The sequence below is a fragment of the Sphingomonas sp. 320_CC genome, assembly GCF_059691795.1.
Map to the genome: position 1 here is coordinate 218,777 of NZ_JCAWAE010000001.1, position 16,779 is coordinate 235,555.

The 16,779-nt window shown below is 67.1% G+C and carries 14 protein-coding genes; 11 read left to right on the forward strand and 3 right to left on the reverse strand.

Features of this window, described 5'->3' with window-relative positions; all coding sequences use genetic code 11:
• Positions 1 to 51: 51 nt before the first annotated feature.
• The 4 genes from AC59GX_RS01050 (at position 52) to AC59GX_RS01065 (ending at position 5,335) form a co-directional block, all read left to right on the forward strand.
• Positions 52 to 1,329 carry a chymotrypsin family serine protease gene (locus AC59GX_RS01050; protein ID WP_426282706.1) on the forward strand — a complete coding sequence of 426 codons (1,278 nt, stop codon included), beginning with the start codon at positions 52 to 54 and terminating at the stop codon, positions 1,327 to 1,329.
• A 107-nt stretch (positions 1,330 to 1,436) separates the two neighbouring features.
• Complete coding sequence (locus AC59GX_RS01055) at positions 1,437 to 1,949, forward strand: RNA polymerase sigma factor (RefSeq protein WP_426282704.1); 513 nt, start codon at positions 1,437 to 1,439, stop codon at positions 1,947 to 1,949.
• A 36-nt stretch (positions 1,950 to 1,985) separates the two neighbouring features.
• Complete coding sequence (locus AC59GX_RS01060) at positions 1,986 to 2,918, forward strand: FecR family protein (protein WP_497300626.1); 933 nt, start codon at positions 1,986 to 1,988, stop codon at positions 2,916 to 2,918.
• 2 nt (positions 2,919 to 2,920) lie between these two features.
• Positions 2,921 to 5,335 carry a TonB-dependent receptor gene (locus AC59GX_RS01065; protein WP_426282700.1) on the forward strand — a complete coding sequence of 805 codons (2,415 nt, stop codon included), beginning with the start codon at positions 2,921 to 2,923 and terminating at the stop codon, positions 5,333 to 5,335.
• A 131-nt stretch (positions 5,336 to 5,466) separates the two neighbouring features.
• On the opposite strand, the gene AC59GX_RS01070 is transcribed toward AC59GX_RS01065, so the two are convergent.
• Positions 5,467 to 5,958 carry a hypothetical protein gene (locus tag AC59GX_RS01070; protein ID WP_426282698.1) on the reverse strand — a complete coding sequence of 164 codons (492 nt, stop codon included), beginning with the start codon at positions 5,956 to 5,958 and terminating at the stop codon, positions 5,467 to 5,469.
• Positions 5,959 to 6,094: 136 nt separating this feature from the next.
• Between AC59GX_RS01070 and AC59GX_RS01075 the strand changes: the two genes are divergently transcribed.
• From AC59GX_RS01075 to AC59GX_RS01090, 4 genes are all read left to right on the forward strand, one after another.
• Positions 6,095 to 9,301: an autotransporter outer membrane beta-barrel domain-containing protein gene (locus tag AC59GX_RS01075; RefSeq protein WP_426282696.1), complete on the forward strand. Its 3,207-nt coding sequence runs from the start codon at positions 6,095 to 6,097 to the stop codon at positions 9,299 to 9,301.
• A gap of 75 nt (positions 9,302 to 9,376) precedes the next feature.
• Entirely contained in the window at positions 9,377 to 9,649 is a 273-nt protein-coding gene (locus AC59GX_RS01080; protein WP_056061362.1) for a DUF1488 family protein, read from the forward strand.
• Positions 9,650 to 9,714: 65 nt separating this feature from the next.
• Positions 9,715 to 10,458, forward strand: coding sequence for a class I SAM-dependent methyltransferase (locus AC59GX_RS01085; RefSeq protein WP_497300629.1), 744 nt, complete (start codon positions 9,715 to 9,717; stop codon positions 10,456 to 10,458).
• A gap of 151 nt (positions 10,459 to 10,609) precedes the next feature.
• Complete coding sequence (locus AC59GX_RS01090) at positions 10,610 to 11,806, forward strand: multidrug effflux MFS transporter (RefSeq protein ID WP_107952523.1); 1,197 nt, start codon at positions 10,610 to 10,612, stop codon at positions 11,804 to 11,806.
• Between the two features lie 6 nt (positions 11,807 to 11,812).
• Here the strand turns inward: AC59GX_RS01090 and AC59GX_RS01095 are convergent, their stop codons facing one another.
• Positions 11,813 to 13,288: a PAS domain S-box protein gene (locus AC59GX_RS01095; RefSeq protein ID WP_426282691.1), complete on the reverse strand. Its 1,476-nt coding sequence runs from the start codon at positions 13,286 to 13,288 to the stop codon at positions 11,813 to 11,815.
• 185 nt (positions 13,289 to 13,473) lie between these two features.
• On the opposite strand from AC59GX_RS01095, the gene AC59GX_RS01100 reads away from it, so the two are divergent.
• The 3 genes from AC59GX_RS01100 to AC59GX_RS01110 all read left to right on the forward strand — a co-directional run bounded on the left by AC59GX_RS01100 (position 13,474) and on the right by AC59GX_RS01110 (position 14,806).
• On the forward strand, positions 13,474 to 13,743 hold the full coding sequence (locus AC59GX_RS01100; protein ID WP_056061356.1) for a GlsB/YeaQ/YmgE family stress response membrane protein: 270 nt from the start codon (positions 13,474 to 13,476) through the stop codon (positions 13,741 to 13,743).
• 86 nt (positions 13,744 to 13,829) lie between these two features.
• Positions 13,830 to 14,141: a hypothetical protein gene (locus tag AC59GX_RS01105; protein WP_426282689.1), complete on the forward strand. Its 312-nt coding sequence runs from the start codon at positions 13,830 to 13,832 to the stop codon at positions 14,139 to 14,141.
• Between the two features lie 23 nt (positions 14,142 to 14,164).
• Positions 14,165 to 14,806: a general stress protein gene (locus AC59GX_RS01110; RefSeq protein WP_120299540.1), complete on the forward strand. Its 642-nt coding sequence runs from the start codon at positions 14,165 to 14,167 to the stop codon at positions 14,804 to 14,806.
• A gap of 127 nt (positions 14,807 to 14,933) precedes the next feature.
• Here AC59GX_RS01110 and AC59GX_RS01115 read toward each other — a convergent pair whose 3' ends face one another.
• Positions 14,934 to 16,601, reverse strand: coding sequence for an MFS transporter (locus AC59GX_RS01115; RefSeq protein WP_136189170.1), 1,668 nt, complete (start codon positions 16,599 to 16,601; stop codon positions 14,934 to 14,936).
• Between the last annotated feature and the right edge of the window lie 178 nt (positions 16,602 to 16,779).

Here is a 16,779-nt window from a genome sequence, read left to right on the forward strand (position 1 = left end):
CATGACGGTATGACGCCCCAGAATACCCGCGCGCCCAGGATTTCGTCGTTCATGTTCACTATTTCGGTTCGATGGCTTCTGGCGGCGGCGTTGCTCTTACTCGGGGCGGGGCCGGCATCGGCGGCGCAGGTGCAACTGCCGGTCGATGCGCTGATGCAGGACGCGGGAGAGTATGCGACCCGGTTCGGCGTTTCGTTCGACGAGGCGCTGCGGCGGATGCGCGCGCAGGGCGCCACCGTGCCGACGACCGACGCGCTCCGCGAGACCTACAAGGATCGCTGGGCCGGCGTCGCGATCGAGCATCAGCCGAATTACCGCATCGTCGTGCTGCTGACCGGCACCGATCCGGTCGCGGACCAATCCGTGATGGCGGGCGGGATGGTCGTGCCGATCGTCTTCCGCACTGGCGCACCTGCGACGCGCGAGGCGGTGCTCGCCGCGATCACGGCGTATCAGGCCAAGATCCGCGAGTCCCTCCCGCACCCGCCCGGGCTTGGTGTCGACCAGCGGACCGGCGAACTGGTCGTGATGATCGCGTCGGGCGATGCCGATCTCGACCGCGATGGCGCGCTACGCACCCGAATTGCGACGATGACCGGCGTTCCGGTGCGGATCGAAGCCGTTGATAAGCCGCCAGTCAACATGGCGCAGGATCAGGTCGTTCCAGTCCCCACGCTCATACCCGCCCCGGTTGGCAGTGGCGCGATCGAGGGTGGCGGACGCGTGGTCGGGACGGTCGATGGCAAGCGCTATGCCTGCACGACCGGCTTCGTCGTGTCCGACGGGGTGCGGAACGGCGTGGTCACCGCGGCGCATTGCCCAGACACGCTCTCTTACGTCGGCAAGCGCCCTTCGGACGGCAGCCGCGAGGAATGGCCGCTGGCGTTCGTCGGGCAATGGGGCTGGGGGTATCAGGACGTACAAGTCAACGTCGCGACCGCGCCTGACGTCGGCTACGCACCGCTGTTCTACGCGGATACCGCCAAGACGCTCGCGCGGCCCGTCGCCACGTGGCGCTACCGCACGAGCACGCGCGCGGGCGACTTCGTGTGTCATCGCGGCGAGCGTACCGGCTATAGCTGTGCGGTGATCGCGATGGTCGATTTCGCACCGGCGGGCGATCTGTGCGGTGGCGCGTGCCTGCCGACCTGGGTCGCGGTCGAGGGGCCGACGTGCAAGGCCGGCGACAGCGGCGCGCCGGTGTTCGAGGGCAGCACCGCGCTGGGCCTCGTCAAGGGCGGCACCTACCGCCGCGACGGGACGTGCCTCTTCTACTACTATATGTCGACCGACTACCTGCCGCAGGGCTGGACGCTGTTGCACCAGTAACCCGGTACGGGGCGCGCTGATTGTGTCTCCCCGCCAAGCGCTGTACGTCCCGCCGGGAACACGGTGCCGCCGAGCGCCGATCGGCGGCCTATCGACACGGGCATGACATGGACTCCTCGGGCCTTGAGGCCGTTTTCCTAGCAAATCGCGATACGCTGCTGCGGTTCATCCGTTCGCTCGGCGCGGGCGATGCGGAGGATCTGCTGCAAGAACTGTGGGTGCGGATCCAGACCGCCCCGACCGGACCAATCGCGTCGCCGCTGTCATATCTCTACCGGATGGCGAACAACCTGATGCTCGATCGCCACCGCGCGGTACGGCAGGCGGAGAAGCGTGATCGCGAATGGACCGAGGCGACGGGGGGACCGTCGCTCGACCGCTCCGAGGAGCCCTCCGCCGAACGCGTCGTGATCGCCCGCGAGCAGGCGGCCTTGGCGGAGTCGGCGTTGCAGTCGGTTGGCGACCGGGCGGCGCGTATCTTCCGACGGCACCGGATCGACGGCGTCGAGCAGCGTGTGGTCGCGGCGGAGTTCGGCGTAAGCCTCAGCACGGTCGAGGGCGACCTGCGCAAAGCCTATCGTGCGATGATCGATGCAAAGCGACGTTACGATGAGGCTTGATCGCAACGTCTCCGTCTTCGGCTATAGGAGGCCATGATGGCGGAGCATGACGACATCGAAGCACGCACGCTGAACGAGACCGCGCTGGACTGGGTGGTCCGGACCGGCGGCGATGCGTTCGACGACTGGCCGGCGTTCCACGCCTGGCTGGAGGCGGACCCGCGTCACGCGGCTGCGTATCATGCGATGGCGATGGATATCGAGGAGATGGCGGCGACGGTGCCGCCCGTGCAGGCCGCGCCGATCGTTATGCAGCCTCCGCGGAGGCGCTGGCCGGTCTGGGCCGGTGGAGCGATCGCCGCGTCGCTCGCGCTGTTCGTAGGGTATGAGTCGATCGAAACGCGCGCGCATCCTTATGCGGTCGAGACGGCGGCGGGCGCGATGCGGACGGTTCGGCTCGCCGATGGCAGCACGATCGCGATGGGCGGCGCGACGCGGCTGCTGCTCGATCGCGACGACCCGCGGGTCGCGACGCTCGAGCGCGGCGAGGCGATGTTCGTCGTCCGGCACGACGACAGCGATCCGTTCGAGGTGAGCGTCGGCGGCGCGCGGCTGGTCGATGTCGGCACCGCGTTCGACGTGAAGCGTGCGCGCGGCGAAACGCGCGTCGCGGTGTCGGAAGGCGCGGTCGACTATAATCCGGGCCGCGACGGCATCCGGCTCGTGAAGGGGCAGGGGCTGGTGGTGCGCGACGGCAAGGCGACCGTGACCGCGGTCGATGTCGCCAGCGTCGGATCGTGGCGCGACAGCGTGCTGGCGTACGAAGGCGTGACGTTGGCGGAGGTCGCGGACGACCTGTCGCGCGCACTCGGCGTCGACCTGCGCGCCGATCCGGGCGTCGCAAAGCGCGCGTTCAGCGGCAGCATCGCGACGGCCAAGCTGTCGGGTGATCCCCGGCGTGCCGCGCCGTTGCTGGGTGTCGCGATCCGCAAGCGTGGCGGTCACTGGGTGATGTCCTCGCGCTCGTGAGGATGCGCGGATGTCTGGTCGTCGCGGCGCTCGCCGTCGCCGCTCCTGCGCAGGCGGGGCAGGGGGCGGTCGACTTGCCGCCGGGGCGTCTTGGGGATGCGGTGCTGGCGCTCGGGCGGCAGTCGGGGACGAGCATCGTCGTCGGCGATCCGGCCTTGTGGGCGCGGCGCGTGCCCGCGGTACGCGGACGAATGAGCGCGCGCGAGGCACTCGACCGGCTGGCGACTGCGGCGAATGCCGATGTCGTCGCGGCGGGCGCATTCGGGTGGCGCCTGACTGCCCGCACGCCCCGCGTCGTTCGGGTGAAGCGGCCGAAGGTCGTGCCGATCGCCGCACCGCCGGCGGTACAGGGTGCGGACATCGTCGTCACCGGCAGCAAGCGCGACGTGCGACTCCGTGATTTCGCAGGCCAGGTCGCGTTGCTCGATGGCGTCGACCTCGCGCTCGGCGGCGCGGGCGGGACCGAGGCGATCCTCGCGCGGCTGGCCAGCGTATCGTCGACGCATCTCGGCGCCGGCCGCAACAAGCTGTTCATCCGCGGCATCGCCGACTCCAGCTTTACCGGACCGACCCAGACCACCGTCGGCCAGTATTTCGGCGACCTGCGGCTGAGCTACAATGCGCCCGATCCCGATCTGCGGCTCTACGATGTCGCCTCGGTCGAAGTGCTCGAAGGGCCGCAGGGGACGTTGTACGGCGCGGGGTCGCTCGGCGGCATCATCCGCACCGTGCCGAACGCGCCGGAACTGGGCGCGGTGTCGGCGTCGATCGCGGGCGGTCTCTCCGCGACGTGGCACGGCGATCCGGGGGCTGATCTCGGCGCGACGCTGAACATGCCGCTCGGCGAGCGGGTCGCGCTGCGCGTCGTCGGCTACGGCGTGAGCGAGGGCGGGTATATCGACAACCCGGTGCTCGACCGCCGTGACGTGAACCGGACGCGGATCGGTGGCGGGCGAGCGGCGCTACGGCTCGATGCGGGGAATGGCTGGACGGTCGATCTCGGCGGGATCGGGCAATGGACAAAGGGCGACGACAGCCAATATGCCGACCGCGACGCGCCGCCGCTGACGCGGTCGAGCGCCATCGTGCAGGGGTTCTCCGCGGATTACACGATGGGGCAGGTCGTCGTCTCGGGCACGATCGGCGGGCTGAAGGTCAAGTCCTCGACCGGGATCGTCAGCCAGACGCTGACCGAACGGTACGACGCGACCCTGCCGGCCGTCGATCCGACGCTACCGATTACCAACTGGCCTGCATTCGGCAGCCCCCTGACGGCGGCCGCGGGCAGTCCGCGCGTGTTCGCCCAGCGCAACGCGACCGACATGATCGCGAACGAGACGCGGGTATGGCGGCCGATGCGAAACGGGTTCGGCTGGGTGGTCGGCGGCAGTTACACGCATAATCGCACGCGGTTATCGCGCTCGCTCGGCCCGGTCGATGCGCCCGCGCCGGTGACGGGCGTGACCAACAGCATCGACGAGGCGACGCTGTACGGTGAGGGGAGCGTGCAGTTGGTGCGCGGATTGACCGCCACCGCCGGCGCGCGGGTCACGCGGGCGTCGCTCGCGGGGACCGGCGAGGATATCGCACCGGCACGGCTGGAAGCGGTCGCGCTGGCCCGTGCGCGCGTGACGGCGGACCGGATCGAGACGAGCGTGCTGCCGTCCGCCTCGCTGATCGCCGCAGTGTTGCCGAAGGTGTCGCTATACGGCCGCTACCAGCAGGGATTTCGGCCCGGCGGGCTTGCGATCGAGAGCGATTTCGTGCGGCGGTTCGAGAATGATCGCGTGCGGACGCTGGAGACCGGCGTGCGCGTCGGGCTCGCCGGGGTCGATCGCGCCTATCTGACGGCGAGCGTGTCGCACACGATCTGGCAGGATATCCAGGCGGACTTCATCGACGCGACCGGCCTGCCGAGCACCGCCAACATCGGCGACGGGCGGATCTGGACGTTCAGCGCGGCGGGCGGGTGGAAACCGATCGCCGGGCTGACGCTCGACGCGGGCTTTACCTATAACGACAGCCGCGTGACCGAACCGAGTGCTGCGCTGTTCGTGGCGCTCGCGCGGATGAGCCAGGTGCCGAACATCGCGCGCTATGCCGGGCGGCTGGGGGCGGATTACCGGCGTGATATCGGGCGGGATCTGGAGCTGCGGGTGTATGGCTGGGCGCGTTATGTCGGGCGGTCGCGATTGGGTGTCGGGCCGGTGCTGGGCGAGGAGCAGGGCGATTATCTCGATACGGCGCTTACTGCACGGATCGGGCGGCCATCGTTGGGCGTGACGCTCGGGGTTACGAACCTGACGGATAGCGTCGGCAACCGGTTCGCGCTCGGAACGCCGTTCCAAGTCGAGAGCGGGCAGATCACGCCACAGCGTCCGCGGACCATCCGCATCGGCCTGGACGCCGCCTTCTAACTTCTCCCCTCCCTGGAAGGGAGGGGTCGGGGGTGGGTCGGCTTCCGCGTGTTCGAACAATGGTGGCTCAGGCGGGCCGACCCACCCCCAGCCCCTCCCTTCCAGGGAGGGGAGCTAGAAGGTCCCGACGCTCACCCCTTCGCGTTCACCAGTGCCCGCTGATCGGCCGGCAACAACGCCAGCGCCGTCTTGTAGCAATCCTCCACGTGCGAATTACCGACCAGCTTCATCGCGCCGAAGCTGATCGTCGCCGCCACCGCCGAGCCCGCAAAAGGCACGAACTTCGCCATCGACCCCACCGCGATGCGAGCACCAACGCGGCGGAGGAGCGCTACGACGATACGCTTCGTCACCATCCGGCCGATCATCGTGTTGCCGAGACTCGACGCCATCACCAGCGCCTGCTGCGCAAGCTGCGGCTCGAGCTTCTTCACCTGCTCGTGATCGAGCCCGAAGCGCTTGCTGATCTCGGGCAGCAGTTTGGTGAGCAGGCCGATGTCCGCGACGATGTCCGCGCCGGGGATCGGCACGACCGCCGCGCCCGCCGACATCATCGAGCGCGTCGTGACGAGGCGCTTGCTGTCGTCGCGGATGCGGTCGAGTTCGGCGATGGTGGTGATCATGCTGGCATTTCCCTGAAGATATCCGCCGCACAACGCGCCGCCTCGGTCATTGTGCCGCACGATAATATAGCGCGCTTCAAGGTTCGCAGGCCGCGTCTCCGTCCTCTTCTCGAAAACACATCGAAAAGGGTTCCGTATGCGTCGTCTCCTGCTGACCACCACCTGCCTGTTCGCGGTAACGACGGGCGCCCAGGCGCAGACCGTGATCGACACCAAGCGGACCGACACGGTGCGGACCTCGACGATCAAGGCCGGCGCCCCCGACAATATCCGCATCGCCGCCGCCGGCTCGGTGACGCCGACTACCGGCACTGCGGTCACCGTCGACAGCGTCAACTCGGTCACCAACGAAGGCACGATCCAGGTCACCAACGCCGACGGCTCGACTGGCATCCTCGCCAATGTCGGCACCAGCGGCGGGATCACCAACACGACGACCGGCAAGATCATCATCGACGAAAGCTATGTCGCGACCGACACGGACAAGGACGGCGACCTCGACGGCCCGTTTGCGGCGGGCACCGGACGCACCGGCATCCGCACCGTGGGCGCGTACACGGGCGCGATCGTCAACAGCGGCGCGATCACGGTGAAGGGCAACAACTCCGCCGGTATCTGGCTCGGCGGACCGTTGACCGGCGCCTTCACGCATGACGGCCAGACCTCGGTCACCGGCAACGGATCGACCGGCGTGCGGATCGCCGACGTCACCGGCAACGTCCGGCTCGCGGGCACGATCGCGGCGATCGGGCAGGGCGCGGTCGCCGCACGCGTCGATGGCGACATCGCGGGTGCGCTGGTGGTGCAGGGCGCGCTCGGCTCGACCGGCTATCGCTATGCGACGGCACCCGCCGACGTCTCGAAGCTCGACGCCGACGACCTGTTGCAGGGTGGCTCGGCATTGATCGTCGCGGGCAACGTATCGGGCGGAATCATCTTCGCGGTCCCGCCGAAGGACGCGAGCACGACCGACACTGACGAGGACAAGGACGGTCTTCCCGACGCCACCGAAGGCTCGGCCGCGATCACCACGTTCGGCGCGGCCCCGGCGGTGCAGATCGGATCGGCCACGCGCGCCGTCGCCATCGGCGCGGTTGCGGGGACAGGCACCGGCTTCGGCCTGATCGTAGATGGCGGCATCGCGGGCAGCGGCGTCTATGGCGGCGTCGAGGGCAATGGCCTGGCGATCGGTGGCCTTGGCGGCACAGTGACGATCGCAGGCGGGATCGGCATCAACGGCACCGTAGCGGCAGCCGCGAACGGCGCGAGTGCGACCGCGTTGAAGCTCGGTACAGGTGCGTCGACGCCTGAAATCCGCAACGCCGGCACGATCGCCGCGGCAGGCGGCGGCACGACCGCATCGCGTTCGACGGCGGTCCTGGTCGACACCGGCGCATCCGTCGCCACGATCCGCAACAGCGGCACGATCAAGGCGACCGCGCAGGCCGCCGATGGTACCGCGATCGCCATCCTCGATCGCTCGGGCACCGTTACGCTGGTCGAGAACAGCGGCGGGATCGGCGCATCGGGTGCACTGGCAACGTCCGAGCGCAACGTCGCGATCGACCTTTCGGCGAACACCACCGGCACGATCGTTCGCCAGACCTCAGTCGCGACCGGCATCGCGTCGCCCGCGATCGTCGGCGACATCCGCTTCGGCAGCGGCAACGACGTATTCGACGTCGCGGACGGTACCGTCACCGGCACCGCGCGCTTCGGCAGCGGCAACAACCGTCTCGCGCTGTCGGGCGATGCCAATTTCTCCGGCGGCGCAGTGTTCGGCGCTGGCAACGACGCGCTCACGCTCGCGGGAACTTCGGTGTTCAGCGGCGCGGCGGACTTCGGCGGCGGTACCGACACGCTGACGCTCGGCGGCACGTCGCGCTTCTCCGGCACGCTCGCCAATTCGGGCGGCCTCGCGGTCGCGGTCAACGGCGGCACGCTCGACATCACCAAGGCTGCGTCGATCGCGTCGCTGTCGGTCGGCGGCGGCGGTATCCTCGCCGTGACACTCGACAAGACCGGCGGCACCAGCACGGCGATCCAGGTCGCGGGCACGGCATCGTTCGACAAGGACTCGAAGCTTGCCCTGAAGCTCACCAGCGTCGTCGATGCGGAGGGCCGCTACACGGTCCTGCGCGCGGGCACGTTGACCGGTGCCGCGAACCTGACCGCGACCACGACGACGCTTCCGTTCCTCTACAAGGGCAGCATCGCGACCGGTACGGGCAACGACCTGGCCGTCGACATCGCGCGCAAATCGTCGACCGAACTCGGGCTCAACCGCTCGCAGGCGTCGGCGTATGACGCGATCTACAAGGCGCTCGGCAACGACTCGAAGGTCGGTGGCGCGTTCCTCAACATCACCGAAGCCGACGCGTTCCGCGGCTCGGTCCGCCAGATGCTGCCCGACCATGCCGGCGGCACGTTCGAGACCGTGACGATGGGCTCGCGCGCCACCGCCCGCCTGCTCGCCGACCCGCACGGCCCGTTCAAGGATGAAGGCAAATGGGGGTATTGGGTGACGCAGGTCGCGTGGGGCACGTCGAAAAGCGTCGCCGATACGGCGGGCTACGACATCAGCGGCTGGGGCGTCTCGGCGGGCGCGGAATACAAGACGAGCGTGGGCAATTTCGGGACCTCGCTCGCCTATCTGCACGGCCAGGATGCCGACGACGGCACGGACAACGAGGTGAATTCGGACCAGTATGAGCTGGCCGGATACTGGCGCGGGCATTGGGGCGGCCTCCAGGCCAACGCGCGTGCGTCGGGGGCGAAGGTTAAGTTCGACGGTGTCCGTCAGTTCGCCGGCGCGATCGGTGCCGAGGCCGTTGCCCGGACCGCCAAAGGCAACTGGGACGGCACGCTGTACGCGGCGTCCGGTGGCCTGTCGTACGAGGCCGGCACCGGCATGCTCACCTTCCGCCCGGTCCTTGCGATCGATTATTACAAGCTCAAGGAGGACGGCTATAGCGAGACCGGCGGCGGCAAGGCGATCGACCTCGTCGTGCGGTCGCGGACCAGCGACGAGCTGGCGGTCACCGGCAGCGGCGCACTCGGGCTGAACTTCGGCGGACCCAAGTTCGAGAATGGCTGGTTCCGCGTCGAAGCCGAAGGCGGGCGCCGCCAGATCGTCGGTGGTGGTCTGGGCGCGACCACCGCGTCGTTCGAAGGTGGCCAGTCGTTCACGCTGACCCCCGACAAGCGTACCAGCGGCTGGGTCGGCAAGCTGCGCGGCGTCGGCGGCAACGGCATCTTCCGGATGGGCGGCGAGTTCAACGCCGAGCAGCAACAGGGCCGCGTCGCGCTGTCGTTGCGCGCCAACCTTCAGATCGGGCTTTAAGCAACCGCACTTTTCGGGGTGGAATGGCTCGATTCCGCCCCCGGACTGTTGTCGGCGCATAGCAGGAGCGAAGACATGGCCGAAGACCGTTTGAACATCGATACCAAGACCCTCGAGGACAATAGCGACCTGCGTCAGGTCGAGTTCGAGGCCGAAGTGAGCGAGGAGCGCTATCAGTTCGCGGTCCAGTACGACGTGCTCGAAGCACTGAGCACGGTATCGCCCGAAGGCGACGCCGTGGCGATCTTCAAGCAGCATGCCGAAGAGATCGCAGAGCTCGGCGTCGTCGCACTGGCGCGCGATCCCGACCAGGAGATCGTCGTCATCAGCGAAAACGATCTGGACTAGCGGCCGCTTCGGGTCGATCCTCCCCACCGAGCCGGCATTGTCGTCCGGACGGTGGGAGACGGATGATGAAAACGATCTGGACGAGCGTTGCAGTGGCGATGACGATCGCGGCGAGCACAACGGCCGCGCAGGCACAGAAGGTCAGCCCCGCGGTCACCAGCGCGCTTGCCGATCCGGCGCGCGCCGACCAGCAAGGCGATGATGCCCGCCGCAAGGCCGCCGACGTCCTTTCCTTCTCCGGCGTGCGCCCGGGCAACGTCGTCGTCGATTACCTGCCGGGTGCGGGGTATTGGACCCGCATTTTCACTGGCGTGGTCGGACCCAAGGGCCATGTCTACGCGGTCTGGCCAGCGGCCGGCGCGAAATACGCCGAGAAGACTTTGCCGGCACTTCAGGCGCGCAACCTCGCCAACGTCACCGCCGTCGTCCAGACCACCAACCTGCCGACCTCGCCCAAGCCGGTCGACCTGTTCTGGACCGTGCAGAACTACCACGACATCGCCAATAACGGCGGCGGCGAGGGCGCATTGAAGGCGTTCGACAAGGCGGTATTCAACATGCTGAAGCGCGGCGGCATCTACGTCGTGATCGATCATGCGGATGCCCCCGGCAGCGGCCTGAGCGGGACCGAGACACGGCACCGGATCGACCCGGCGGCGGTAAAGGCGCAGGTCCAGGCGGCAGGGTTCAAGTTCGTTGGCGAGTCCACCGCACTGCGCAATCCGGCCGACGATCACACCAAGCCGGTATTCGACCCCGCGATCCGCGGCACGACCGACCAGTTCGTCTACAAGTTCAAGAAGCCCTAAGCGCATCGGCGACTGGTCGGCGGCATCCTCGTCGTTCGATCAGTCGCCATCACCTTTCCGTCATCGCGATCGAGTCCAGCGCTCGGGCATGGCGTTCGAGCCGGGACAGTCCTAAGCGACGTCGATGAACGACAAAATTGCTGCCCCATCGATGCGTCCAGGCGAATTCGTTGCCTTCATCGCCGCACTGATGGCGGTCAACGCGCTCGGCGTCGACCTGATGCTGCCCGCACTCGCCGATATTGGCCACCAGCTCGGCATTGCCACCGCGAACCATCGCCAGTGGATCATCACCGCGTACATGCTCGGCTTCGGCGCAGGGCAGCTCGTGTACGGGCCGCTCGCCGATCGCTACGGCCGCCGGATCATCCTGCTCGTCACGCTCACGGGCTTCGTCGCGGCGAGCATCTTCGCCGCCGGATCGCAGACGTTCGCGGCGTTGCTCGGTGCCCGTGTTCTGCAGGGGCTGATGTCCGCGTCGACCCGCGTGCTCGCGGTCGCGATTGTGCGAGATCGGTATTCGGGTCGCCAGATGGCGCGCACGCTGTCGGTCGCGCAGATGATCTTCTTCCTGGTGCCGATCATGGCGCCGAGCCTGGGGCAGGTGCTGCTCCAGTTCGGTCCGTGGCGTTTCATCTTCTACGCGCTGGCCGGCTTTGCGGCGTTCGTCCTTGCCTGGTCAGTGACGCGGTTGCGGGAATCGCTGCCGGTCGAGCGCCGGTCGCCACTGTCGTTCGCGTCGCTCCGCCAGGCGTACACGCTGACGCTGACCAACCGGTACTCGGCAGGCTATGCGGTCGCGGCGTCGATGACGTTCGGCGGGATCATCGCCTTCGTTTCGTCCGCGCAGCAGATCTTCGTCGACGAGTTCCATGCGGGCGAGCGGTTCACGATCCTGTTCGCGGTCTGCGCGTTTTCGATGGGGTGCGCGTCGTTCGCCAACAGCCGGCTGGTCGAGCGCCTCGGCACGCGCCTCATATCGCAGGCCGCGGTGCTGGGGCTGATCGCGCTGTCGGTAGTCCATATCGGCGTGATCGCCGCAGGGTCGGAATCGCTCTGGACCTACATGCTGTTCCAGGCGCTGAGCATGACGTGCATCGGCCTGTGCGGCTCCAATTTCGGCGCGATGGCGATGGAGCCCGTCGGGCATATCGCCGGCACCGCATCGTCGATCCAGGGGTTCATCACCAGCGTCGGCGCGGTGATCGTCGGCTCATTGATCGGCCAGTCGTACAACGGCACGACCTATCCGCTGGCGATCGGTTATCTCGCGATCGGGCTGGGCGTGCTGGCGGTGGTGTATGTGGTCGAAGGCGGCAAGCTGTTCCACGCGCATCACAAGGCCTGATACGCGTTACGCCCCCACGCCGCGTTCGTGCGCCCACACGATCGCGGCACTGCGCCGGTTGACGCCGATCTTCGCGTAAAGCCGCGCGACATGGTTGCGCACCGTGTTGCGCGACAGGTCGAGCCGGGTGGCGATCGCCGCATCGTCGAGGTCCTGGCAGATCAGTTCGAGCACCTCGCGCTCGCGCTTGCTGAGTTCGGTACTGGGCGGCGTGGCACCCGAGCTGGCGCGTGGATTGCGCAAGGTCGCCAGCTTGTCCATGATCGACCGGCTGAGCCAGTTGGCGTCCTTCATCACCGCGTCGATCGCTTCGACGAGTTCGAGTTCGCCGCGGCGGCGCGCCGTGATGTCCTGGTACAGCCACAGGACGCAGGGCGTGCCGTCGACGCTGATCCGTTCGGCGGACACCAGGCAGTCCAGCGTTTCGCCATTCTTGTGGAGCAGGCGGACATCGTGGCCGCGAATGCCGTTCCGCTCGCGGATCTCGGTTTCCAGCTCCACCCGCTGCGCGGCGTCGTTCCACAGCTGGAGATCGTCGGCGATCCGGTCGACGACCGCGTGATCGGTGTAGCCGGTAAGGCTCTTGAACGCGGCGTTGACCTGCACGATGCGGTTCTCGTCGCCCTTGGTGATGACCATCGCGACGGGGGCCATCTCGAACACCGAGGCGAAGTGACGTTCACTGGCCTGCAACGCCAGTTGCGCGCGCCGTCGGGGTTCCAAGTCGGCGAAGGTGAACAGCAGGCAGTCTTCGTTGGCGAGCTCGATCGGCTGGCCCGCGAGGATGACGAGCGTCTTGTCGCCCCCCGCAAGCGGCAGTTCCGCCTCCAGTTGTGGCACGGTCTTGCCGGCGGCGACGCGTTCCTTGACGAACGGCTTGCGCTCGACCTCGGCGAGGAAGTCGAGATCGAACAGCGTCTTGCCGACGATCTGGTCGCGGTCGTAGCCGGACAGGTCGAGAAACCCCTGGTTGACCAGGACATAGCGCTGGTCGGCGACCCGCATGATGAGGGCAGGGGCGGGGTTCGCGTGGAACATGGCCTGGAACCGGTCCTCCGCGTCGAACCGTTCGGAGACGTCGTTGATGACCATACCCAGGCAATCGGGATCGCCGCCATCCTCGTCCATGACGATGTCGCGGACCTGATGAACCCAGCGCGGCTCGTCCGCATCCGGTGACGAGACCTCGACGATCAGGTCGGGGAAGCTTTCGCCGGCAAGAAGGCGCATCAACGGATATTCGCGGCGCGGCAGCTTGCGACCGTCACGGTACCGCAGCCGAAAGCGCGCCGCGTAATCGTCCGCGGTCTCGCCCAGGTCGGCCAACGCCTTGACGCCGTGCATCTTCAACGCCGCCGGGTTCGCGCTGAGGATCATGCCGGTCGGATCCATCAGGATCACCCCTTCGAGCAACCCCGTCATGAGCTGTTCCAGGTGATGCAGCGTCGGGGCGTGGAGCGGCTTGCCGTTGGTCTTGGTCATGCCTGTCCAGCGACCAAAAGGGGGCTCGGGTTCCGTGCCTGGCGCTACATTTGTACCAATACGACCGGTATGTGAGCACCAATCGGAAAATCCGGGCGCGGCGCCGAAACTGAACGGATCGGCGATCCCGACTGTTGAGCCCCCTGTACCATCACCCAGTATCATCATCGTCCAGGAGCCTCATCATGAACCTCATCATTCTTCTCGTCGTCGGCGGGCTCATCGGTTGGGTCGCCAGCATGATCATGCGCACCGATGCGCAGCAGGGCATCTTCCTCAACATCGTCGTCGGCATCGTCGGCGCATTGCTGGCCGGCTTCCTGATCACGCCGCTGATCGGTGGCGCATCGATCATGGACGGCGCGCTCAACATCCAGTCGATCCTGATCTCGCTGGTCGGCGCGGTGATCCTGCTCGCGATCGTCAACATGTTTCGTCGCGGTACGGTTCGCTGATCCGACCGGGAGGCGGCGTGGCTCACATGCCGCCTCCCACCCCGCGAACGTCCCCGTTTCCAAAACCAGAAACTCAGGAGAGTATCATGACCGTTCGAGCATTCATGGCATGCGGCGCAATGCTGTTGGCCTCCAGCGCCGTCGCGCAGACCGCAACGCATGCCGGCGCGCACAACCCCGCCGTCAAGAACAACGATGCAGCCCATGTCGCGGCACCGGCCAAGGGCGCCAATTCCTTCTCCGAGGACCAGGCTCGTGGTCGCCTGACCAAGGCCGGCTACCAGTCGGTTTCGCGCCTGGCGAAGGACAAGGACGGCGTCTGGCGTGGCAGCGCGACCAAGGCCGGCAAGAAGGTCAATGCCGGGCTCGACTACAAGGGCAACGTGACCGCACGCTGATCCATTTTTCCAGGAGAGAAACGATGACCAAGACCCTTACCCGCCTGTTCGACGACTATTCGGATGCGAAGTCGGCGTTGAACGATCTCGAGCGTCTCGGCGTGCCACATGACTCGATCAGCATCGTCGCGAACAATGCCGATGGCGCGCATGGCGATCACGACACGTCGCTGGACGACGTCAACGATCGTGGCGATGTCAGCCGCGGTGTCTCGACCGGTGCGGCAGTTGGCGGCGTCGGCGGCCTGCTCGCCGGTCTTGGCCTGCTAGCGATCCCAGGCCTGGGGCCGATCGTCGCGGCCGGCTGGCTCGCGTCGACCGTCGTCGGTGCCGGTATCGGTGCAGCAGGCGGTGCCGCCACCGGCACGATCGTCGGCGCATTGAAGGACGCCGGTCACACCGATGACGAGGCGCATGTCTATTCGGAAGGCGTCCGTCGCGGCGGCACGTTGCTCAGCGCACGCGTCGACGACAGCCTCGCGACCGAGGCCGAAGCGGTTCTCGATCGTCATCGTTCGGTCGACGCGACGACTCGCGGTGCAGCGTATCGCCAGGACGGCTGGACGCGCTTCGACGAGGCAGCGCCCGCGTACACGCGCGACGAAGTCGTTGCCGAGCGTGGCCGCTATGGTTCGGTGTCGTCGACCAACTCGACGACCTACTGAACGACGCCGTCATGATCCTTGCCGTCAGCGTATCGGGCGGCGGGTGTGACAGTGTCGGAATAGCGAAGGGGTCGGTTTGGGTTCACCCAAACCGACCCCTTCGTCGTTCAACTACAGGCCGAAGACCTCAGCCGTGCAGCGACCGACGGAACGTCTCGGGCAGGAACACCAGCCCGACGAGCACCGTCACCGCACAGGCGACGATCGGATACCAAAGGCCGTAGTAAATATCCCCCGTCGCCGCGACCATCGCGAACGCCGCGGTCGGCAGGAACCCGCCGAACCAGCCATTGCCGATATGATAAGGCAACGACATGGAAGTGTAGCGAATCCGCGTCGGGAACAACTCGACCAGCAGCGCGGCGATCGGGCCGTAGACCATCGTCACGTACAGCACGAGCAGGACGAGGATCGCGATCACCATCGGCTTGTTGATCTGCGCCGGGTCCGCCTTTTCGGGGTAGCCTACCGCGGTCAGTGCGGTCTTCACCTCGGCACCGAACGCCTTGATCGCCGCTGCCTTGTCAGGGCCCGACACGACCGCGGGGTTGACGACCGGGATGGTCGTGCCACCGATGTGGATCTGCGCGACGGTGCCCGCGGGTGCGATCACGTTCGCGTAGGAGATGCCGGCCTTCGCCAGATACGCCTTGGCGATGTCGCACGAGCTGCTGTCGAACTTGTTCTTGCCGACCGGATCGAACTGCACCGAGCATTCGTCGGGATTGGCGACGACGCTCACCGGCGAATTGGCCTGTGCCGCATAAAGCGCCGGGTTGGCGGCCTTCGACAGCGCATGGAACAGCGGCATGTAGGTCAGCGCAGCGAGCGCGCAGCCGGTCAGGATGATGTATTTGCGCCCGATCTTGTCCGACAGCCAGCCGAAGAAGATGAACGCCGGCGTCGCGATCAAGAGTGCGATCGCGATCAGGATGTTGGTGGTTGGCCCGTCGACGCGCAGGTTCTTCTCGAGGAAAAACAAAGCGTAGAACTGGCTGGTATAGAAGATGACGCCCTGGCCGACGACCGCACCGAACAGTGCGATCAGCACAACCTTGAGGTTGCTCCACTGCCCGAACGCTTCGGTCAGCGGCGCCTTCGAGGTCTTGCCCTCGTCCTTCATCTTCTGGAACACCGGGCTCTCTTCGAGCTGCATGCGGATCCAGAGCGACACGGCGAGCAGCGCGATCGAGACGATGAACGGGATACGCCAGCCCCAGGCCGCGAACGCCTCTTCGCCGACCAGGGTCCGCACGCCGATCACGATCAACAGCGCCGCGAACAGCCCGAGCGATGCGGTGGTCTGGATGAAGCTGGTGAACAGCCCACGCTTCTTGTCGGGCGCGTGCTCCGCGACATAGGTCGCAGCGCCGCCATATTCGCCGCCGAGCGCCAGGCCCTGCAACAGGCGCAACACGACCAGCGCGATCGGCGCGGCGACGCCGACCGAGGCGTAGCTGGGAAGCAGGCCGACCAGGAAGGTCGACAGGCCCATGATCGCCATCGTCACGAGGAACGTGTTCTTGCGCCCGACGACATCGCCGATCCGCCCGAACACGAGCGCCCCGAATGGCCGCACCGCGAACCCCGCCGCGAACGCCGCGAGCGCGAAGATGAACCCGGTGGTCTCGTTGACGCCCGAGAAGAACTGCGCGGTGATGATCGTCGCGAGCAGGCCGTAGAGATAGAAGTCATACCATTCGAACACTGCGCCGAGCGACGACGCGATGATGATGAGCGGCTGGCTCTGCTTCACGTGCCCGAGGGGCGAAGCATCCCCTGTTGTAGTCGCCATGGCAGTATCCTCTCAGAAGGAAAATTGGGTGGAACAGCCGGTCTCCGCCGACTTATGAACGCGAAAAAATGCCGATTGGCGGCCCGCTGATCCTCCCCCGCCAGGGGGAGGTGGCAGGCACTAGCCTGACGGAGGGGGAGGAACGCGATGACCATTGTTCCGCATCCTCCCCCTCCGT